This is a genomic window from Cryobacterium sp. LW097, from assembly GCF_002205495.2.
GTDB classification, from domain to species: Bacteria; Actinomycetota; Actinomycetes; order Actinomycetales; family Microbacteriaceae; genus Cryobacterium; species Cryobacterium zongtaii.
Genome location: NZ_CP021992.1, coordinates 3,438,273 through 3,458,578, shown reverse-complemented (window position 1 = coordinate 3,458,578; position 20,306 = coordinate 3,438,273). Strand labels below are relative to the sequence as shown.

At 70.5% G+C, this 20,306-nt stretch carries 14 protein-coding genes; 9 read left to right on the top strand and 5 right to left on the bottom strand.

Translation table 11 applies throughout. The features are described from left to right. Positions 1-16: 16 nt before the first annotated feature. Positions 17-6,451, bottom strand: coding sequence for an SCO7613 C-terminal domain-containing membrane protein (locus tag B7495_RS16160; protein WP_151199595.1), 6,435 nt, complete (start codon positions 6,449-6,451; stop codon positions 17-19). Between the two features lie 144 nt (positions 6,452-6,595). On the opposite strand from B7495_RS16160, the gene B7495_RS16150 reads away from it, so the two are divergent. Then, positions 6,596-7,210, top strand: coding sequence for a TetR/AcrR family transcriptional regulator (locus B7495_RS16150; protein WP_088457480.1), 615 nt, complete (start codon positions 6,596-6,598; stop codon positions 7,208-7,210). 60 nt (positions 7,211-7,270) lie between these two features. Further along, positions 7,271-8,242, top strand: a complete 972-nt coding sequence (locus B7495_RS16145) for a DUF5692 family protein (RefSeq protein WP_088457479.1) — start codon at positions 7,271-7,273, stop codon at positions 8,240-8,242. A gap of 83 nt (positions 8,243-8,325) precedes the next feature. Here B7495_RS16145 and B7495_RS16140 read toward each other — a convergent pair whose 3' ends face one another. After that, entirely contained in the window at positions 8,326-9,141 is an 816-nt protein-coding gene (locus B7495_RS16140) for an alpha/beta fold hydrolase (RefSeq protein WP_088457478.1), read from the bottom strand. A gap of 92 nt (positions 9,142-9,233) precedes the next feature. Between B7495_RS16140 and B7495_RS16135 the strand changes: the two genes are divergently transcribed. From B7495_RS16135 to B7495_RS16125, 3 genes are all read left to right on the top strand, one after another. Then, entirely contained in the window at positions 9,234-9,845 is a 612-nt protein-coding gene (locus B7495_RS16135) for a TetR/AcrR family transcriptional regulator (RefSeq protein WP_088458150.1), read from the top strand. 108 nt (positions 9,846-9,953) lie between these two features. Further along, positions 9,954-11,522, top strand: coding sequence for an MFS transporter (locus B7495_RS16130; protein WP_088457477.1), 1,569 nt, complete (start codon positions 9,954-9,956; stop codon positions 11,520-11,522). A 76-nt stretch (positions 11,523-11,598) separates the two neighbouring features. Next, entirely contained in the window at positions 11,599-12,519 is a 921-nt protein-coding gene (locus B7495_RS16125; RefSeq protein ID WP_088457476.1) for an AEC family transporter, read from the top strand. Positions 12,520-12,531: 12 nt separating this feature from the next. Here B7495_RS16125 and B7495_RS16120 read toward each other — a convergent pair whose 3' ends face one another. Next, a complete protein-coding gene (locus tag B7495_RS16120; protein ID WP_088457475.1) occupies positions 12,532-13,149 on the bottom strand; it encodes an antibiotic biosynthesis monooxygenase in 618 nt (205 codons plus the stop codon). Positions 13,150-13,230: 81 nt separating this feature from the next. Then, on the bottom strand, positions 13,231-14,067 hold the full coding sequence (locus tag B7495_RS16115) for an exodeoxyribonuclease III (RefSeq protein ID WP_088457474.1): 837 nt from the start codon (positions 14,065-14,067) through the stop codon (positions 13,231-13,233). 69 nt (positions 14,068-14,136) lie between these two features. On the opposite strand from B7495_RS16115, the gene B7495_RS16110 reads away from it, so the two are divergent. The 4 genes from B7495_RS16110 to B7495_RS16095 are packed head-to-tail and all read left to right on the top strand — an operon-like array spanning position 14,137 to position 17,933. Next, positions 14,137-15,138 (top strand): TIGR03557 family F420-dependent LLM class oxidoreductase, encoded by a 1,002-nt coding sequence (locus B7495_RS16110; protein WP_088457473.1) that lies wholly within the window; start codon positions 14,137-14,139, stop codon positions 15,136-15,138. 2 nt (positions 15,139-15,140) lie between these two features. Further along, entirely contained in the window at positions 15,141-16,334 is a 1,194-nt protein-coding gene (cofE, locus tag B7495_RS19720; RefSeq protein WP_088457472.1) for a coenzyme F420-0:L-glutamate ligase, read from the top strand. Positions 16,335-16,345: 11 nt separating this feature from the next. Then, positions 16,346-17,029, top strand: coding sequence for a 2-phospho-L-lactate guanylyltransferase (cofC, locus tag B7495_RS16100; protein ID WP_240632284.1), 684 nt, complete (start codon positions 16,346-16,348; stop codon positions 17,027-17,029). 49 nt (positions 17,030-17,078) lie between these two features. Continuing rightward, on the top strand, positions 17,079-17,933 hold the full coding sequence (locus B7495_RS16095) for a hypothetical protein (RefSeq protein WP_088457470.1): 855 nt from the start codon (positions 17,079-17,081) through the stop codon (positions 17,931-17,933). Between the two features lie 154 nt (positions 17,934-18,087). Here the strand turns inward: B7495_RS16095 and B7495_RS16090 are convergent, their stop codons facing one another. Further along, positions 18,088-20,232 (bottom strand): fructose-specific PTS transporter subunit EIIC, encoded by a 2,145-nt coding sequence (locus B7495_RS16090; RefSeq protein WP_205748688.1) that lies wholly within the window; start codon positions 20,230-20,232, stop codon positions 18,088-18,090. Positions 20,233-20,306: the final 74 nt, after the last annotated feature.

The following is a 20,306-nucleotide window of genomic DNA, read 5'->3' as shown; positions in this document are numbered from 1 at the left end:
GCGCTGTGGGGAGCGGTTAGCGCAGCGCGGAGATCTTCAGCGCCGCCGTCTTGAAGTTCTGGATGCGCTGCTCGTACCGCGCGGCGAGCACGATCAGCAGCACGCCGCCGATACCGAGCCAGAGCCACCACTGCACCGAGACGTAGAGCAGGGCGATCCACGGCCAGAGCTGGGCGAGCGCGTGCAGCAACAGCACCGTGGCGCCGAGCACGAACGGAGCCTGCAACCGCCGCGCGGTGCCGAGTAGCAGCACCGCGATGGCGACCACGCCGAGGCCCACCACGCGCCAGACCGGGCTGACGCTCAGGTCGAGCAGCAGCGACGGCACCAGCAGGAGGAGCAGGCCGGGGGCGAGCGCGGGCCAACTGCCCGCAGCGGGCACCCGCCGCAGGTGCACCAGCCCGGCCGCCACGAGCGCCAGCGCCAGCGGCACGGTGACGATCTCGACGGGGTCCGGCACGTCGTGGAACAGGCCGGCCACGAGCATCCCGGCGGTACCCGCGAGGGCCGCCCCGGCGATGAGCCGGCCCAGCGGGCTACGGTCGCCCCAGAACGCGGCCAGGAACACCGCCGCGAAGACCCAGACCACCAGCACCACCCGCACCGTTGCCAGCGGTGGGTAGCCCAGGGCGACCACTTCGGCGAGCACGGTGCCGAGCAGGGCCGCGACGACGAGGCCATACCCACTGCGAAGCGGCAGGCTGGTGGCGTCGGCGGAATCGGTGCTGCGGGCAACCCAGACCAGGCAGGTTCCGGTGGCCACCAGGAGGGCGGCGGCCGGCAGCAGCCAGGCCTCCAGCTCGCCGCTCGGTCCGGCCGGGGCTCCGGGCAGGGTGAGGATCCGCAGGCCCGCGGCGGTCAGGACGGTGAGGGTGCCCACCAGGCAGGCCGGCCAGGCGAGCAGGGTCCAGCGTGGATGGGTTGTCTGCAGGGCGCCCAGGACGGCCAGGGCACCGCCGATCGCCAGGCTGAGCACCGCACGCACCGGGGTGCCTTCAGCGCCGAGGAGAGCGCTGGGCAGCACTAGCGCCGCCAGGCCCACGACGAGACCGGACTGCACCAGACGGGCCGAGGGGACCGGGAACGAGGTACCCCGCGCCCGGCCGATGACCCGCGCCGAGATCAGCTGACCGACGACCAGGGCGATCCCCAGCGGCACGGTGCCCACCTCGACGGGGTCGAGCAGGTCCCGGCCGAGACCGGCGACCAGCACCAGGAAGCCGGCGGCCACGAGCAGCCAGGCCAGCAGGACGCCCGCGCGGCTGCGGTCGAACCAGCGCACGGCGACCTGCAGCACGGCGAACAGCGCGATCAGGGCGATCACCCGGCCCGCGGCGAAGGCCGTATAGGGCAACGCGGCGGTTTCGGTCCCGAGGATGCCGGTGAGGGCGACGATGACGAGGCCGTAGCCGAGCAGACGGCGCGGACCGGCCGGGTCCACGGTCACCGTGACAGCGGCATCCATCGCGGCAGCATCCGCGTGAACCGGCCGTACCAGCGCCGGGGATCTGGCGATGATGACGTAGCCCGCGCCGATCAGCAGCAGGGCGGCCGGCAGGAGCCAGGCCTCGAGCCGGCCGTCCGGGCCGGCCGGCGAGCCGAGCAGCGGCCGGATGCGTCCCGACGCGGCGACGGCGACGGCCACGGCACCGACCAGGACGCCGGGCCAGGCCACAACCCGCCAGCGCGGCCGGCTGATCAGCAAGGCTCCGCCGACCGTGAGGATGCCGCCGACGGTGAGCACCAGTACCGGTCGCAGCAGGGCGCCCTGGGCACCCTCGACCGCACTGGGCAGCAGTACCAGACCCAGCCCCACGGCCAGCCAGGCCTGCAGAACCGGACCGGCGGCAGACTCCCGCAGGGACGCCGGGTTCCGCGCCGGACCGAGAAGCCCGGCGGCCAGGAGCTGCCCGAGAATCAGGGAGAGCCCCAGCGGACCGGTGGTGAGTTCGAGCGGGGTGGGCAGGCCGAACCCGAGGCCGGCCAGGAGCGCGACCAGGCCTGCGGCCCAGCTGAACCAGGCGAGCACGGTACCCGCGGGGCTGCGATCGAACCAGCGAAGGGCCACGTGCAGCACGGCGAACAGAGCGACCAGGGCGATCACGCGTCCCTCGGCGTACGGACCGAACGGCAGTGCCGCAGTTTCCGCGCCGAGGATGCCGAGCAGTGCCAGGCCGACGAGGCCGTAGCCGAAGCTCCGGCGCACGGTGCGGGTATGGGTCGCCGTCGGAGCCGTCGCAACGGAGACGATGAACGGCGTGTGCCGGATGATGATGCCGCCGGTGACCACCAGCAGCAGCGCCGCGGGCAGCAGCCACGCCTCGAGGCGCCAGTCGGCGCCGGCCGCCGGCACCGTCACCAGCGCCAGGATGCGCCCGGTCGCCGTGACCACGACGGCCGCGGTTCCCACGAGCAGGCCGGGCCAGGCGAGCAGGCTCCACCGGGGGCGGCCCAGTAGTACGGCGCCCGCGATGGCGAGCAGGCCGCCGAGGGTCAGGGTGACCAGTTGGCGCACGGCGTCGTCGGTGAGGCCGGCGGTACCGAGGGTCGTGGCGCCGGGTGTGGCCGCCACGACGGCGCTGGGCAGCAGCGCCAGCGCTAGTCCGGCGCCGGTCCAGGCCCACGCTCCGGTGGGCCGGGCGCCATCCGTGGCCCGGAGGCGGGCCGTAACGAGCTGACCGGCCACCAGAGCGAGTCCGACGGGCACCGTCACGAGCTCGAATGGCTCCACAGTGCCGGCGACGAGCGCGGCGCCGGCAGCGAAGCCGGCCAGGGCGGCACAGGTCCACGCCGCGATGGTGCCCAGTGGCACCTGCGGCCGCCAGAGCGCCAGCACATGCCCGACGGCCAGAACGCCCACGAGGGCGATCGCGCGGCCGGCCGCCAGAGCCGAGGTGTCGAACGAGGCCGTTTCCAGCACGGTGAGGGCGCCGAGGGCCACGACCAGGAGCACGACGGAGGCGCGGTCCCTGGCCAGGCGGGTGCGGGCATCCGGGTGGCGCACCAGCAGGAACGCCGCGACGGCCGTGATGACCACGGTGGGCAGCAGCCACGCCTCGAGCAGCGGTCCCGTGGCGCCCGCGGTGTCGAGCAGGCGCAACGAGCGGGCGATGCCGGTGCTGAGCAGCCCGAGAGCACCGGCCAGCGCGGTCGCGGCCAGGTAGGCCGAGCGCGGCGGCGCCCAGCGCACGAGCGTGGCGCCGATGAGCAGCACCGCGGATGCCGCGCCGACGATGACCGGACGCACCGGCGACCCGGTCTGCATGCTGAGGGCCAGGGGCAGCAGGGCCACCGAGAGCCCGGCCAGGGTGAGCAGCGCGGCGCCCCGGCTGGCGGTGACGGCGCGGTCGATGCGACCGTAACGCCAGAGCAACGCGGCCAGCAGCAACAGCAGTCCGGCCAGGGGGAGCACGTAGGCCTCCACCGGGGTGGTGCCGGCGCGGGCCAGGCCCCACCAGAGCCCGGCGGTGGCCGCGACGAGCGAGAGCCAGCCGACATGGCGGCGCCAGGAGGCAGAGGCGAAGAGACCGTCGGCGTCGATCGCGGTGAGCAGCAGGACCACCGCGGTGAGCAGCAGCACCAGCCAGCCCAGCTCGGCGAGTCCGGGCCGCAGGAAGACGGAGGCGAGCACCACGGCGGCGCCGATCTCCAGGCCGGCCGACGAACGCGCCCGGCTGCCGGTGGTGCCGCCGATGGTGCGTGCGAGAGTGCGGAGGACCAGGGCCAGTGCCACCGTGAGCAGAGCGGCGATCGGCGCGGCGAGCACCGACACCGTGCCGGGCGCCTCGGTGAGGGAGATGAGGTTCACCGTGAGTGCGAGCACGGCGGGGGCCACGAGCAGCGCGGCGGTGAACCGCTCCCAGCGCAGGCCGCCGCCGCGGGTCAGGGTCCAGAGCAGCATCGCGGCCGCGATCAGCGCGGCGGCCAGGATGCCGGCGACAGGGACGGCAGGCGGCATCATCGCCCGGTCGGCACCGCTCAGGCCGTCGATGATGCGCCCGGTGGGCAGTAGGACGCCCAACAGAGTCGGGGCGAACAGGGTCCAGAATCCTGCTCGGCGTTCTACGGCGGTGAATCCGCCGATCCGGCCCTGGGCCAGGAACAGCTGGAGCAGACCGGTGGCCGACGCCACGGCGAGGGCCACCAGCAGCCAGAGCACGGCCGGAGTGGGCGGCGCGGCCAGGGTGAGCGCTTCCGGAGCGGCGGCGGCGCCGACGAGGGTGAGCGCGATCGCTCCGGACAGCAGAGCACCGCGGCCGCCGGCCTGAGACTCGCGGTTCAACAGCAGCCGGGCGACGAACACTGTCAGCACCGCCGACAGCGTGCCGAGCCACCAACTGGCGCTACTGGCCCAGCTCACGGTGTAACCGAGCGCCTCGCTGGCGATGAAGAGTGTCACGACAATCGGCCGGTAGCCGCCCAGTGTCAGACGCCCGGCGCGGGCGAGCAGGAGCACGGTGAGGGCGGCGGCGCCCAGCAGCAGATACAGCGGAAGCACCAGCCAGAGCGCCTCGGTGAACGGCACGGCCAGCAATACCATGACCAAACCGAACCAGGCGAGTATCCGCAGGCGTGGGGCGAGCACCGCACCGGCCCGCCAGAACCCGGCCATCAGCACGGCGACGCCGGTCAGCGTGGCCAGCGCCCAGACGCTCATCTCGTTCACCGAGACGAGCGGATCGCCCGACGTCGTGAACGTCGAGAGCAGGGTGGAGGCCAGCGGCGCGGCGGCTGTGGCCAACGCAACCGCACCGATCGCGGCCACGAACGACGCGGCGGTGAGCGCGGCGGTGAGCAGGGCGATGCGGGCGGGGCCGGTCGCCCGGCGCCGCCAGGCGAGTTCGAGGCCCAGAGCGAGAGTGGCGATGGCCGGCAACGGCAGGGTCACGAGCAGGGTGTTGTCGTCGGTGCGCCAGACGAACACCTCGATGCCGAACACCACCGCCAGCGTGGCCAGGCTGGCGGATGCGTAGGCGAAAGCCCGGTAGAGGGCACCCGGTGTGCGCCCGGTCAACGCGACGACGGTGTGAGCGAGAGCGCCCGCGGCGACGGCGCCGAAGGTGAGCAGGGGAATCAACGTCTCGGCGGGAGCCACGAATCCGGCGGTCAGCGTGGCGGTGGCCAGGGCGAGGGCGGCCAGCGCGAGCAGGGCGATCCTCTCGGCCGTGCGGTCCACGGCGGGCCAGAACGAGGCCGTTCCCGGCCGGGTGAACCGGTGCAGGAGCGCGCCGGCTGCGACGCCCAGCGCGGCCAGGAACACCCGGGTGACCGGCTCGGCATCCGCGGCCAACCCGGCCGCGAGAAGACCCACAGCCGGTGCGGCCGCGGCGAAACCGGCCACGCTGGCCACCCGCAACGACGACACCGCGTGCCAGAGCAGGAACAGCGCGGTGCACACCGTCAGCGTCACGCCCCAATAGAGGAGGCCGTCGACGGTGCCGAAGCCGAACAGGTCGTTCTCCCGCAACGCCCAGGCGTCCAGGAGCACCAGCACCACGGCGAGGGCGCCGATGCCCTCTGCCGTGCTGACCAGACCCTTGCGCCGCAGCAGCCCCGCCGTGATCAGCATGGCCACGGTGAAGAGCCCCACGATGGCCGAGCGTACGGCCAGGCCGGCGACGACGAAGGCCACGGTGAGGAAGACGATCGCCGCGACCGACACGAGGGTGACACCCACGAGCAGCAGCACGACCTGCACGCTCGAGCGCTTGTGCGGGGTCGGCCCCGTCGGCATCGCCGGTGCGGGGGTGCTCGGCGGGGTCGGCGGCGTGTGGGCGGCCGGGCGAGCCGCCGGAGAAACACCGGGCAGGGCGAACGGGGGAACGGGCTGGGCGGACGGGGCGGGTTCTGCGGGCGCGGCGACGGTGGGCGAGGCCGGGGCCGCGGCGGCGACGCTGACCGGGGTCTGCGCGCCGGCCTGGGTGGCGGCGGATGCCTGTGCGAGGGCCGGCGCGGCGGCCTGTGCGGCACGCGCAGCCTCGGCGGCGCGCTGGGCTTGTGCCTGCGCCTGCGCCTGAGCCTGGGCCTGTGCCTGGGCCTGTGCCTGGGCCTGGGCCTGTGCCTGTGCCTGTGCCTGTGCCTGCGCCTGCGCCTGCGCCTGTGCCTGGGCCTGGCGCTCGGCCTCGTCGGCCCGTGCGGCCACCAGCTGCACCGCCAACAGCTGCTCTGCCGCAACGGCCCTGGCCGCCTCCGCCTCAGCAACTTCGAAGCGGATCTGACCGATCAGCTGCACCCGCCTGTCGAGGGCGGTGGCGGCATCCGTCGACGCAGTGAGCAGCTCACGGGCGGCCGGATGACGCAGGTCGAGCCCGCAGGACGGGCAGACCGGCGCCGGCAGCGTGGCCGCGCAGGCCGGGCAGCGGGTGGTGTCGGTGAGTTCGGCCGCGCTGAGCGGCCAGCGGAATCGCCCGACGTACTGCGCGAAGTCGCGAATGGCGCTGCTCGATGACATCAATCCCCCTGATGAATGGTGCGGCTTCCACAGGCTAGTGGTTCGACGGCGGGACGGAGAGTCCCCTAGCGGCGCACTCCCCAGTTCGGGGCGATTGACGCGGTGTCATTGACGCTGTGTCAACGGCGGGAGTAGCGTTCAAGCATGAGCACCCCGACGGCCTCCCCTCGCCAGAGCAAGCAGCCCGACGAGCGCCATGACGAGATCGTCGCCGCGACCAGGCAGCTCTTCGCCGAACGGGGCGTTGCCAAGGTCTCCGTCACCGAGATCGCCAAGCGCGTCGGCGTCACGCGGGGCCTGATCTACCACTACTTTCCCGACCGGGACGCTCTGATCGACCTGATCTTCGAGGACCACATCACTGAGTTCGTCGACGCCGTCTCCCGCTGGGACGCCGACCGGGAGCCCGGCAATGTGGCCAAGGCGCTGCTGGACTGCGTGGTCTTGTTCCGCCACCACCTGCACGCCAAGGACATGTTCCGTGAAGACCTCGGCCACCCCGAGAACGCCGGACTGTACAACCGGTTTGTGGACCGCGCCGTGCGCGCCATCGTCGAGCGCCTGCGGGTGACCACCGTCGAGGCCTACGCGCGGGCGCACCACATTGACATCGAACACGTCGGCGAGGTCTTCTACGTCCTGGTCTACGGACTGATCGGCCTCGTGCGCTCGTCGCCCGACGTCGACGACCAGGTGCTCGTCGCCATCGTGCGACAGACACTGCACCTGGACATGGGCACCACGAACACCACCCCGTGAAGACGCACCACCCGTAAGACGCACCACCCCACAAAGAAAACCGAATAAGGAGAAACGAAGATGTTCCTGTACGAGTCAATCCCCTGGTACTCCACGCTGATGTGGGTTGCGGTGGTGGCGGGCCTCATGCTTGCCAACGAGATCGCCCGGGCCAGCAAGTGGGCCGCCCTCGTGTTGTTCATCGGGCTACCGGTGGTGCTCACCATCTTCGTCTGGCCCCACACCGCGGGCGCCGACTCCAGCACCGGCACCTGGTTCCACTGGGTCAAGGTGTACTCCGCGCTGGCCGGCTGCCTGGGCTTCATGGCCATCCGCTTCATCCCGAAGCTGGCGAAGAACAAGTACTGGCTGATGTTCCCGGCGGCGATCCTCGCGCTGAACATCTTCGAAGCGGTCATCCGTGACTTCCAGGTCTACGGCATGCAGGGCATGGTCGACGGCGTCTTCATGGTCGGCGGCCCGTGGAACATCATGAACGGCATTGCCGGGCTGCTCAACCTCGTCACCATCTGCGGTTGGGCGGGCATCATCATCAGCCGCGGCAAGAAGAAGGACATGATCTGGCCCGACATGCTCTGGTTCTGGATCATCGCGTACGACCTGTGGAACTTCGCCTACGTCTACAACGCCGTCGGTGACCACTCCTTCTACGCCGGCGCCGCCCTACTGATCTCCTGCACCATCCCCGCGTTCTTCATCAAGCGCGGCGCCTGGCTGCAGCACCGGGCGCAGACCCTGGCGTTCTGGATGATGTTCACGATGGCCGTGCCCACCTTCGTGACCAGTTCGAAGTTCGCCGTCGAGTCCTCGCACAACCCCACCGCCCTGTTCATCGTCAGTGCGATCTCGCTGGCCGCCAACATCGCCGTGGTCGTCTACCAGGTGCGCGTCATCGTGCGCACCAAGCGCAACCCGCTGAAGGACGAGCTGTTCGTGGAGCTGCCCGCCTACCAGAAGGTGCTGGCCGACAACCGGCCGCTGGATGCCGCCCCCGCCGTCACTGGCTCGCCCCGAGCCGCCGCGAGCGTCTAGTTCCGCACCGCACCATCCCGCGAAAGCGGTCGTGTGGTTGCCTCGAGCCTCTCGAAGCAACCACGTGGCCGCTTTCGCGGCCGTTAAAGGGCGTTTTCGGTGAGCCAGTCGAGCAGCACCCGCTGCACATCGGCCGCTTGTTCCACGTTCGGCAGGTGCGCGGTGTCGCGGAACACGCATCCACTGGCCTGGGGCAGCGTCGTCACCAGGTACTCGTACGCCGCGAGCACCTCGGACATGTCGTACTCGCCCACCGTCACCAGGGCGGGCACCTCGATGTCGACGACCCTGTCGAACGCGGGAGGTTCGAGCGGCAGCGACACCGGGCGCTCCTCCGCGTGGATGACGTTCACCCGGTTGAGCGCGTAGGCGGTGGAGACGAATTCGGGGTCGAGGTCCTCCTCGCGGCGCAACGGGCCGAAATCCCAGATCGCGGCCTCGAGGCGAGCCAGCCGGTGCCAATCCTGGGCGGCGAAGGCCTGGTCGATCTCGTCGAACCGGGCATCCTCCACCTCGGTCAGCTCGGTGTCGGGGAACCCGCTCGGGCCCGCCCCGATCACGATCAGCCCGGCCACCCGGTCAGGGCTCTCCACCGCAAGATCGATGGCGATGGTGCCGCCGCGGGAGCACCCGATCAGCGTCGCGCGGGCCACGCCGAGGTGGTCGAGCACGGCCAGGGCATCCGCCCGGTTGGAGAACTCGACGTCCTCGGTACTGGTCTGGCCGAAGCCGCGGGTGTCGAAGCGGATGACGAAGTGCTCTGCGGCCAGCGCGTCGATCTGCGGGTCCCACATGCGCAGGTTCGCGATCCCCGCGTGGATCAGCAGCAGCGCCGGTTTGGAGGCGTGTCCGTCGCTTTCGTAGTAGAGGCGTGCGCCCGGAACATCGAGGTTAGGCATGAGTCGAGCGTAGGGGAGCGCATCCGCCGGCGAAAGAGCCGGGCTTACGAACCGGCACAAGTGTACGTTAGAGTACACATGTGGTCGGGGAGATGAGTAGGCGCAGTGCCGAGCGGGCGGATGCCGTTCTGCAGGCCACGACCGACCTCCTCGCCGAGGTCGGGTTCTCGGCGATGACGATCGATGCCGTCGCGGCGCGGGCGCACTCCTCCAAGGCCACCATCTACAAGCGCTGGCCCACCAAGACCGCCCTGGTCGTGGCCGTCGCGGCCAAACTCGGCCCCATCGACATTCCGGTCCTCGACGCCTCACACACCCTTGCCGAAGCGCTGACGGCGATCACCGCCGCTGTGCGGAGCATCACCGTGGGGCGCTTCGGTCAGCTCGTGCTCGCTCTGGATGCCGCCGGCCGGTCCGACCCCGCTGTCATGACGGCGGTGGCCGAGCACCTCGCGGAACCGCTGCACCTGGCCGTCAGCGCAGCCCTCGACCTGCTCAAGCAGACCGGCCGGATCGACGACCAGGCTGACACCTTTCTCGCCGCCCGCATGATCCTCTCCGCGATCGTGGATCGAGCACTCGCCCGCAATGATGTGGTCTCGGCAGACGAACTGGCGAGCATCGTCCGTGAGTGGCTGCTTCCGGTGCTGTCTCCGCAGCGCCGCGGCACTCGCACCCCCGGCCCGACCGCCGGTCCCGGCTAGCCGCCGCCGGTCCCACCCCGCACGCTTCGGCATCCCGCGTCGGAGCGTTGTCCGTCGTGCGCGCACGCACACCATCCCACCTCCCGCACCACCGTTTGGAGTACCACCATGTCCACATCCACCCCCACTCGGCCGGCCACCGGCCGCCGATCACTCCGGGGCAACCCGGGCCTGTCCCTGGCCGCGGTCTGCTTCGGCCTGTTCATGGTCGGGCTGGACGGCACCGTCGTCTCGGTCGCGAACCCCGCCATCTCCGACGCCCTTGGCACCTCGTTCACCGAACTGCAGTGGATCACCAACTCCTACCTGCTGGCCCTGGCGGTCTTCCTCATCCTCGGCGGCAAGCTCGGCGACAGGTTCGGGCGCAAGAAGATGTACCTCATCGGCGTCGCGGCCTTCGCGGTCACCTCGGTGGCGATCGGCCTGGCCGGCACGACCGAGGGCGTCATCGCCTTCCGGGCACTGCAGGGGCTGAGTGCCGCACTGCTGATGCCGCAAACCCTTGCCCTGCTGCGAGCCACCTTCCCGCGGGAGAAGTTCGGCATGGCCATCGGCATCTGGGGTGGCGCGTCATCCGTTGCCATCGCCGCCGGGCCCATCGTGGGCGGCGCGCTGGTGGGCACCCTCGGCTGGGAATCGGTGTTCTACATCAACGCCCCCATCGCCGTGATCGGCTTGATCCTGGGTGGCCTGGTGCTCAAGGAAAGTTCCGCGACCAGCCGCGCACGGTTCGACATCGCGGGCGTCGTTCTGCTTGCCCTGGGGCTGTTCGGCATTGTGCTGGCCGTCGTCCAATCCGAGTCCTGGGGCTGGACCAGCCCGCTCACCCTCGGCGTTCTGGCCGGCGGACTGGTGCTCGTCGCGGTCTTCGTGGTCGTGGAAAACCGCGTGGCGGCGCCGCTGCTGCCGATGGGCCTGTTCAGGAACCCCACCATCACCGTGGGCGCCCTGGCCGTAGCCGCGAACTTTTTCGCCCTCTTCGGGGTGACCTTCTTTCTGGCGCTGTTCCTGCTCAACTTCCGCGGTGAGGAGGGCATCGCGGCCGGCCTGATGTTGCTGCCGCTGAGCGCAGTGTCGATCATCGCCTCGCCCATCGGCGCCGCCCTGGTGAGCAAATTCGGCATCCGTCTCACCATGTCGCTGGGTCTGGTCCTTGTGGGCGGCGCATTGTTCGGGCTCACCCCGATCAGTATCGACTCGCCGTACGTGGCCATGGCGGTGCCGTTCGTCGTTCTCGCGCTCGGGGTGGGCCTGGTGATGACCTCGGGTGCCGAGGCCATCGTCGGCAGCACACCCGTGCAGCTCGCCGGCGTCGCCGGGGGACTGCAAGCCACCTCCCTGCAGCTCGGCGGCGCGCTGGGCACCGCGGTGCTCGCCGCCGTGGTCTCAGCCGGAACGGCCGCGGGACTCGGCTCCACCACCTTCGCCGGTGCGGAGGCCGTGGCCCAGGGAATCATCCCCACCGGTCTGGACGCCGCGACAACGATACTGGCCAGGGACGCCTTCACCGGCGGCCTGTCGAGCGCGTTCGTCGTGGCCGGATGTGTGGCCATAGTGATCGCCATTGCCGCTGCGGTCTTCGTGCGGAACCCGAAGGCGCACCACACTGTGGAAGAGGTCTTGCTTGAGACCGAGTCCGGAACCTCGGGATCCTCGGCGGACGCGCTGCTGCGCTAACCGGCCCGGTTCCGGTCAGGGCCACCGCCGCAGCCGCGTGCGAACCCGGCACCGGCGGTGGCCCTAGGGTCGAAGAGTGGGCGGTGTACTGGTCGGGTTCTCGATCATCGGGTTTGTGATCCTGGTGGGCTACGTCGTCGAGCGCACCGGCGTGGCCGGCGAGGACGCCGGCCGGGTGCTCAACCGCATCGCGTTCTTCGTGGCCACCCCGGCGCTGCTGTTCACCGTGCTCGCGCAGGCGGACGTGCGGGTGCTGTTCTCCGCGTTCCTTGCCACGGTGCTGTGCAGCGTGATCGTCGGCATGCTGCTGTATGTCGTGCTGGCCAGGATTTTCTTTCGAAACCCGCTGCCGGAGACGGTGCTCGGCGCCACCAGCGCCACCTACGTCAACGCCAACAACATCGGTCTGCCGGTGGCCATCTACGTGCTCGGCAGCGCCCAGTATGTGGCGCCGGTGTTGCTGCTGCAGCTGCTCGTGCTCGCGCCGATCACCCTGAGCATCCTCGACGCGTCCACCCGCGGACGGGTGTCGGTGCGCAGCATCCTCACCCAGCCGCTGCGGAACCCGATGATCATCGCCTCGGTTCTCGGCGTGCTCGTCGCCGCCTTCGGCGTCCCGGTACCCGACGCCGTGATCGCGCCCCTGGACATCATCGGCGGTGCCGCGATCCCGCTGGTGTTGATGTCGTTCGGCATGTCGCTGCACGGCCAGCGACTGCTGCAGGCCGGCACCGGCCGCAAGCAGGTGGTCGCGGCGTCGGTGATCAAGGTGGCGCTGATGCCCGTGATCGCATACCTGTTCGGCAGGTTCGTGTTCGCTCTCGAGGGCCCCGAGCTGTTCGCCGTGGTGACCGTGAGCGCGTTGCCGACCGCGCAGAACATCTTCAACTTCGCGTCCCGCTACGACCGGGGCGTGGTCGTGGCCCGGGACACCGTGCTGGTCACCACGATCGGCGCGATCCCGGCGCTGGTGATCGTCGCGGCGCTGCTCGCCTGAGCGTCGGGCCGATCAGGCCTTCTTTTTGGGCGCTTTCTGCAGCCATGGCCGCAGCCGGCGGGTGATGAACGGCATCACCACGTAGGTCATCATGGGCGCCATCACGAAGGTGGTCAGCAGGATCCGGAGCACGGTCGGGATGTCGTTCCAGTGCGGGTCCACCCCGGTGACGAGGTAGGTGAAGATCACGTTCAGCGGAAAGAAGCCCAGCCCGATGGCCACGGCCTGCTTCCAGCGCGGCGGCTGGACCGGCGCGGACGGACCGGCGTTGACCTGGGAGTCGTCGAACCAGCCCTCGATGCCGGTGCGCCGCACCACGTGGGACTCGAGCACCAGGCCCTCACCCTCGAGCAGCCAGCTGGTGCGGGCGATCGAGTGCTCCCATGCCTCCAGCGAGGCCGCATCCTTGAATTTGTAGAGCATGTGCCAGTGCGCGGAACCGGCGTGCGCGCGCACCCAGCCGGAGCCGAGGAAGCCCGGGTATTCGTTGGCGAGGTCCATCCCGGTCTGCACCCAGTGGGTGGCCTCGTCGAACCGGGCGGGGTCGACCTTACGGCGGATGGAGACGGTGACGGGAACGTCGGCGGGGGCTTGTGGCGCCGCGTCGTTCCCGGATGCAGCAGGAGACATGCGTCAAGTATGGGCGACACCGCTTGCCTCTCGCCGGGTCTCGACAAGCTCAACCAGCGGGGCAAGCTCAACCAGCGGGGCCTAGAAGATCATCGGGCGGTCGTCGTCCTCGTCCTCGGTCTCGATGTCCACCAGCACCGGAACGTGGTCGCTCGGGGCGTCGCCCTTGCGCTCGTTGCGGTGGATGCTCGCATCCGTCACGAGCTCACCGAAGGCCGGTGAGCCGAGGATGAAGTCGATGCGCAGGCCCTCGTTGCGCGGGAAGCGCAGCTGCTTGTAGTCCCAGTAGGTGAAGCCCTCCGGCACGATCGGGCGCACCACGTCGGTGAAACCGGCCGCCTCGAACGCTTCGAACGCGCTGCGCTCTGCCGGCGAGATGTGGGTGGACACGCCGGGTACCAGGGTGGGGTCACCCACGTCGGAGTCCAGCGGGGCCACGTTCCAGTCGCCCATCAGTGCCATCGCCAGCCGGGGGTTCTTGGCCAGCTCGTCGGCGGCGTGGGTCTTCAGCCGGGTCAGCCAGTCCAGCTTGTAGACGTAGTGCGGGTCATCCAGCGAGCGGCCGTTGGGCACGTACAGGCTCCACAGGCGCATCTCGTTCACGGTCACGCCCAGCGCGCGGGCTTCCAGCGGCAGGCCGGGACCCTCTTCACCCTTGAGGAAGCCGGGCATCTCGGGGAAGGCGGTGACCACATCCGTCATCTCGTGGCGGCTGGCGAACGCGACGCCGTTCCACTGGCTGAGGCCGTGGATGGCCAGTTCGTAGCCGGCGTCCTCGAAGGCCTGCGCGGGGAACTGCTCGGGCTTGCACTTGATCTCCTGCATGGCGAGCACGTCGATGTCCTCTCGCACCATCCAGTCGACCACTCGGTCGACGCGGGCACGGATGGAGTTGACGTTCCAGGTGGCGATGCGCATGGCTCTAAGCCTATTTGGCGCGGGCGCTCCAGAAACCTCGCCGACACACGCGAGTGGCAGGATGGCAGTATGTCGGAATTGCAGATCGGTTACGCGGCCATGTTGGAGCAGTTCGCCCCCGCCGAGGCGGTGGCGCTCTCGGCCTATGCGGAGGAACACGGCTTCTCCGGGGTGATGGCGGCCGATCACTTCCAACCGTGGGTGCCCGCCCAGGGCGAATCCTCCTTCGTGTGGAGCGTTCTCGCCGCGATCGGTGAGCGCACCAAGGGCGACATGGGTCCCGGCGTCACCGCGCCAACCTTCCGCTGGCACCCGGCCATGGTGGCGCAGGCCTCCGCCACACTCGCCTCGATGTACCCCGGCCGGCACTGGCTGGGCCTGGGTTCCGGTGAGGCGCTCAACGAGCACATCGTCGGCGGCTACTGGCCCGAGGCGCCCGAGCGCATCAACCGTATGTTCGAGGCCATCGAGATCATCTCGAAGCTGTTCACCGCCAGCATCGCCGGCAAGGACGTCAAGCACTCCGGCCAGTTCTTCAAGCTCGAGTCCACCCGGCTATGGACCATGCCTGAGGTCGCGCCCGAGATCCTCGTCGCCACCGCCGGCCCGGTCACCGCCAAGCGCGCCGGCCGGCACGCCGACGGCCTCATCACCGTCGGCGCCCCGCTCGAGAAGATCTCGATGCTGTTCGGCAAGTTCGACGACGGCGCCCGCGAGGCCGGCAAGGACCCGTCGACCATGCCCAAGGTGCTGCAGCTGCACATGAGCTGGGCCGAGACCGACGAGGAGGCCATGGCCAACGCGTTGCACGAGTGGCCCAACGGCGGCATGAAGTTCCCCAAGGGCGACATCCGTTCGCCGTTCGAATTCGAGCAGATGGCAAAACTGGTGCGTCCGGAGGACTTCGAGGGCCGGATGATCATCTCCGCCGACCCCGACGACCACCGTGCCTACATCCAGAAGTTCGTCGACCTCGGCTTCGACAAGATCTACCTGCACAACGTGGGGCGCAACCAGCGCCAGTGGATCGACGTCTTCGGCCGCGACGTGCTGCCGAAGCTCGCCCGGTAGCGATGCATTCCGCGGCCGACGGTGCGCGCCACCGGCTCGAGGTGTTCGTGCTGCCCGGAATCGGCGAGGTCCGGGCCGGCGACGACCTGGCCGCGACCATCCTGGCCGTCGCTGGTCCCGCCGCGTCCCGTCTGGCCGACGGTGACATCCTGGCCGTGACCAGCAAGATCGTGTCCAAGGCCGAGGGCAGGCAGGTGGCCGCGACCGACCGGGAGCAGGCCATCGCCGACGAGACCGTACGGGTCGTCGCGACCCGTGCGCATCCGGGCGGGGTCACCCGCATCGTCGAAAACCGGCAGGGCCTGGTGATGGCCGCCGCCGGTGTCGACGCCAGCAACGTCGAGCACGGCACTGTATTGCTACTGCCCGTCGACCCGGATGCCTCCGCGCGCGGCCTCTGCGCAGCCCTCCGCGCCGCCACCGGGCTGCATCTCGGGGTGCTGATCACCGACACCGTTGGCCGCCCGTGGCGGGACGGCCAGACCGACATCGCCATCGGCGCTGCCGGCGTGGCCGTGCTCGACGACCTACGTGGCAGCATGGATGCGCACGGTCGCCGCCTCGACGTCACCGTCGCCGCCGTCGCGGACGAGATCGCCGGCGCCGCCGACCTGATCAAGGGCAAGACCAGCGGCAACCCCGTCGCCGTGCTCCGCGGCCTCGGCCACTTGGTGGGCGCGATCGACGCGGGGGATCGCGGCGCGCGCCGGCTGTTGCGCGACACTGCGAACGACATGTTCCGCGTCGGCAGCGCCGAGGCGTACGCGGAGGGTTATGCGGCCGGGCTGGCGGCTGCCGAGGCGGACCGTGGGACGGATAGCGCACCCACGAACGCTGATGAGGCGGGGACGGCCAGGGCTGCTGATGACAGGACCGCGGCCGCCGACTTGCCGGAAGATGCCCCGACAGCGCCTCTAAGGGGGCACATTGCGGCAACTCGTGAGATTCCTGATGCCGACTTGCCGCAAAAGTCCCCTATCGGGCCCGCGAGGGGGCACTTTGCGGCAACTCGTGAGATTCCGGATGCTGCCGCCGACGACCACCTTGGTGAGTTGCCGGTTGAGGCCCCCACCGCGCACGGCACAGGGCCTCAAGTGGCAACTCGAGAGGATTTGGCTGGTGAGTTTCCGGTTGAGGCCCCCTCGGAGCGCAGCAGTGGGCCTCAAGTGGCTTCTCGCGGAACCGCATCCGCGTGAGATGGGTGTGCGTGGTGCCCGTCAAGGGCAGTGCGAGCGCCAAGAGCCGCCTGAGCGCGCTGCCGGAAACCTTCCCGGCCCGCGGGGAGCTCGCCGAAGCATTCGCGCTGGACACCGTGGCCGCACTGCTGGCCGCCGGGATGGTGCAGGAGGTGTTCGTGGTGACCGCCGACCCCGCCGCCGCCGCGCCGCTCAAGGCGCTGGGCGCCCAGATCGTTCCCGAGGTGCCGCACACATCCGCTTCGGATGCCGGGACGGGCGCTTGTGTGGCAACTCGGGACCCGCTCAACGCGGCCATCGCCGAGGGCATCCGGGTGGCGCATGAGCAGTACCCGCTCTGCAGCGTCGCTGTGCTCACCGGAGACCTGCCCGCGCTCACCGTCGCTGACGTCGAGTCGACCCTCACCGCCGCAACCGCCCATGACCTGGCCATGGTTGCCGACGAGGAGGGCACCGGCACCACCACGTTGCTCGCCCGCGCCGGCATCACGCTCACTCCCCGGTTCGGGCCCGGCTCCCGTGCTGCGCACGAGACTGCCGGCCACGTGCCGCTCGACCTGCCCGCCACGGCGTCGATCCGCCGCGACGTCGATACCGTCGACAACCTTGCCGAGGTGCTGCGCCGCGGTGTCGGTGCGCACACCAGCGCCCTCATCGCCCGTTCGCAGCAGGTGCCAGGCCCAGAGGGGCGCTGATAGACACCAGCCAGTGAGCCAGCGCCGGCCACTGCGCTAGCGTGCAGTCATGGGGAACACCGACGCCCGGATGCACCTGGGTCATGCCGCGCGCTTTGCCGGCACCGTGATGCTCACGGCGGTCATCGGCGCTACCGTCGCCACCCTGATCTTCATGTTCAGCCGAGACGCGACGGTGGCTCAGGCCTGGGACCTGATCGTCGGTGGCCTTTCGCTGCTGGCAGCGGTCGCCGCCCTCGCCGGCACCGCCACACTCACCCTGCTTCTGGTGTTCTCGCCGCCGACCGGTCGCTGGGGCCTCGGCGGGCGCAGCGTGCTCGCCGGGTATGCAGGAGTGATCTTCGCGGCGCTGTCATTGCTCCTTGCGGCCGAGTGGATTCCCGGTGAACCGGGCGCTGCCGGCGGTCCCGCGGTCCTCGCAGCCGCGGTCCTCGGCTTCACCCTGGCCGGTGGCCCGCTCTGGATCGGCCTCATCGCGGTGCTCCTCGGGCGCACGGCGCTCCTCCCTCGGGGCATCGGGACGCAGCGGCTGTCCGCCTCCGAGCGTTCACGATTCGGTGCCGTCCTCATCGCGGCCGGCCTCTGTCTTGCCGCTATCGCCACCTCCGGCGCGTACCTCGTTGCGGTGCACGGCGGCCTGGACTACGCCTGCGCCGTGGAGGGGCCGTTCTCTCCCCTCGCCGAGCTGTCGGAGCGCGCCGGCGTCGTCAGCGGCAGCTTCTCCTGGTGGCCGCTCGGCCGTAGCTGCACCTGGGCCGCAGCCAGCGGAGGCACGGTCCTCGCCACCTCGGGCTGGAGTCACACGGCACTCGTCCTGGCTTCGCTCGGCCTCGCCGCGGCGGGCATCGCCCTGCGAACAACCAGGGCGGGTCAGAGGGATGCGCCGGCCGGCAGCGCGCGGTAGCGCCGCATTCACTCGGGCGGCGGCGGCCGACCGGGCCGACTCGGCCGAACTCGGTACGTAAAGGCGGAGGAATTCGAGAAACGCCGCGTTGCGCAGGCGCGCGCGGCGGTGTTTCCCGAAAAAGTCCGCCCCGACGTGCGGTCCAGGACGGGGGTCAGTGCGCGGCGGGAGTCGCCGGCCGCACCGAGGACGCCAGTGCCGCGAGCACGTCGGCCGGGGTGGCCGCCATCTCGATCGAGGCGCGGAACGAGGGCTTCATCAGGCTGCGGGACAGCTGGGCGAGCACCTTGAGGTGCTCGGTGCCGGCGGCGGCCTCCGGCACGGCGATCATGAAGATCAGGTGCGCAGGGGCCTCGTCCAGCGAGTTCCAGTCAACGCCGTCTCGGCTGCGCGCGAACGCGAGCACCGGGGAGGTGGCGCCGTCGGACTTGGCGTGCGGAATCGCGATGCCCTCGCCGATGCCGGTCGTGCTGATCAGTTCACGGTCCATGGCCGCCTGCACGACGGCGTCGACGTCGAGTACCCGCCCGGTGGTCTGCATCAGACCGGCCAGACGACGGATGACGGCGTCCCGGTCGGTCTCGTCGATGTCGAGCACGATGGTGCGTTCGTCGATGTAGTCGAGCACGGTCTTCGGGGCGGGGGCCACCGGCTCGGCGGCAGCAGGCGCGGCAAGAACCGGCGCCGCAGCCACGGGCGACACGGCACTCGCCGCAGCACCCGGCGCGGCAACCGGCACGGCGGCATCCGCAGCGGCACCGGCGACCGCAACCGCGGCAGCATCCGCCGGCACGACCTTTCGCACCGAGATGCCGATCAGCAGCACCGACACCAGAGCGGTGACGGCCACACCGGAGAGAATCGCGACGAAGTACATCGGCACGCCGCTCACGGCACCGAAGACGGCCACGATCGGGCCGCCGTGCGGCACGGCGTTGGTGACCCCGGCGATCGCGGCGATGGCACCGGCGACGGCGCCACCGAGCACGTTCGCGGGGATGACCTGCAGCGGGCGGGCCGCCGCGAGCGGGATGGCGCCCTCGGTGATGCCGAAGAAGCCCATGAACAGCGCGGCGATGCCGGCCTCGCGTTCCACCGGGGTGAAGAACCGGCGACGGATGACCGTGGCCAGCCCCATGCCCAGCGGCGGCACGGCGATGGCCGCGGCGACCATGCCCATCGGGGCCGGGTTGCCGGAGGCGATCAGCGCGGAACCGAACAGGAATGCTGTCTTGTTGATCGGGCCGCCCATGTCGAACGCGACCATCGCGCCCAGGATCAGGCCGAGCACGACGACGCTGCCGCCGTCGAGGCTGGAGAGGAAGTCGGTCATCGAGGAGAACACCCAGGCGATCGGCTGGCCGAGGGCGAGCACGAACAGTCCGCCGACGACGAGGGTGGTGATCACGGGGATGACCAGGATCGGCATGATCGGCTTGATGAAGCGGTGCACGGGGATCTTCTTGATGCCCAGCGCCACGAAGCCCACCAGGAAACCGGTGACGATGCCGCCGATGAAACCGGCACCCGATTCGGAGTTGTAGAAGGAGCCGGTCGTGGCGATCCAACCGCAGATCATGCCGGGTGCGAGCCCGGGCCGGTCGGCGATCGCGTAGGCGATGAAGCCGGAGAGGATCGGCACCATCAGGGTGAAGCCGAGCACGCCGATCTGGTTGATGGTGAACCAGAAGCTGTCCTCGGGGATCACGAGTCCCTGCGGGGTGGCCTCGCCGCCGATCGACAGCGAGATCGCGATGAGCAGCCCGCCGACGACGACGAACGGGATCATGTACGACACGCCGTTCATCAGCGCGCGGTAGATGAAACCGCCGATGTCGCGTTTCCCGGCGCTCGCCGGGGCATCCGTGGTCACGGCGGCGCGGCCGGTGGGGGCGGCGGCCAGCGCCTCGGCGATCAGCGCGGCCGGGCGGTGGATGCCGTCGGAGACGCGGGTGGAGACGATGCGCTTGCCCCCGAAGCGGGACAGGTCGATCTGGGTGTCGGCGGCGACGACGACAGCGTCGGCGCGGTCGATGTCGGCCTGACTGAAGGTGCCTTCGACTCCGACGGACCCGTGCGTCTCGACCCGGATCTCGTAGCCGAGTTCGGTGGCGGCCGCGTCGAGTTTCTCGGCAGCCATGTAGGTGTGGGCGATGCCCGTTGGGCAGGCCGTGATCGCCAGGATCAACACCGTGGGCGGCGCGATGGTGGTGTCGGTCGGGGTGTCAGGCATGGTGCGGTGTCCTTCCAGGACGACGCCGACGACCGGTGGCCCGTCGGCCATGGAGCGCGTGCTCACCCGGTGAAGAATGCAGCAGCCTGTCCAGCGTACAGTTCGGCGCCCGGTGCATTCGAGAGTCTTTCGGCCCTGCC

Coding starts and splice junctions, on each gene's coding strand:
- B7495_RS16110 (WP_088457473.1), top strand. CDS start 14,137: ATGTCGGAATTGCAGATCGGTTACGCGGCCATGTTGGAGCAGTTCGCC.
- B7495_RS16140 (WP_088457478.1), bottom strand. CDS start 9,141: ATGCCTAACCTCGATGTTCCGGGCGCACGCCTCTACTACGAAAGCGAC.
- B7495_RS16135 (WP_088458150.1), top strand. CDS start 9,234: ATGAGTAGGCGCAGTGCCGAGCGGGCGGATGCCGTTCTGCAGGCCACG.
- B7495_RS16130 (WP_088457477.1), top strand. CDS start 9,954: ATGTCCACATCCACCCCCACTCGGCCGGCCACCGGCCGCCGATCACTC.
- cofE (WP_088457472.1), top strand. CDS start 15,141: ATGCATTCCGCGGCCGACGGTGCGCGCCACCGGCTCGAGGTGTTCGTG.
- B7495_RS16160 (WP_151199595.1), bottom strand. CDS start 6,451: ATGTCATCGAGCAGCGCCATTCGCGACTTCGCGCAGTACGTCGGGCGA.
- B7495_RS16095 (WP_088457470.1), top strand. CDS start 17,079: ATGGGGAACACCGACGCCCGGATGCACCTGGGTCATGCCGCGCGCTTT.
- B7495_RS16120 (WP_088457475.1), bottom strand. CDS start 13,149: ATGTCTCCTGCTGCATCCGGGAACGACGCGGCGCCACAAGCCCCCGCC.
- B7495_RS16145 (WP_088457479.1), top strand. CDS start 7,271: ATGTTCCTGTACGAGTCAATCCCCTGGTACTCCACGCTGATGTGGGTT.
- B7495_RS16115 (WP_088457474.1), bottom strand. CDS start 14,067: ATGCGCATCGCCACCTGGAACGTCAACTCCATCCGTGCCCGCGTCGAC.
- B7495_RS16150 (WP_088457480.1), top strand. CDS start 6,596: ATGAGCACCCCGACGGCCTCCCCTCGCCAGAGCAAGCAGCCCGACGAG.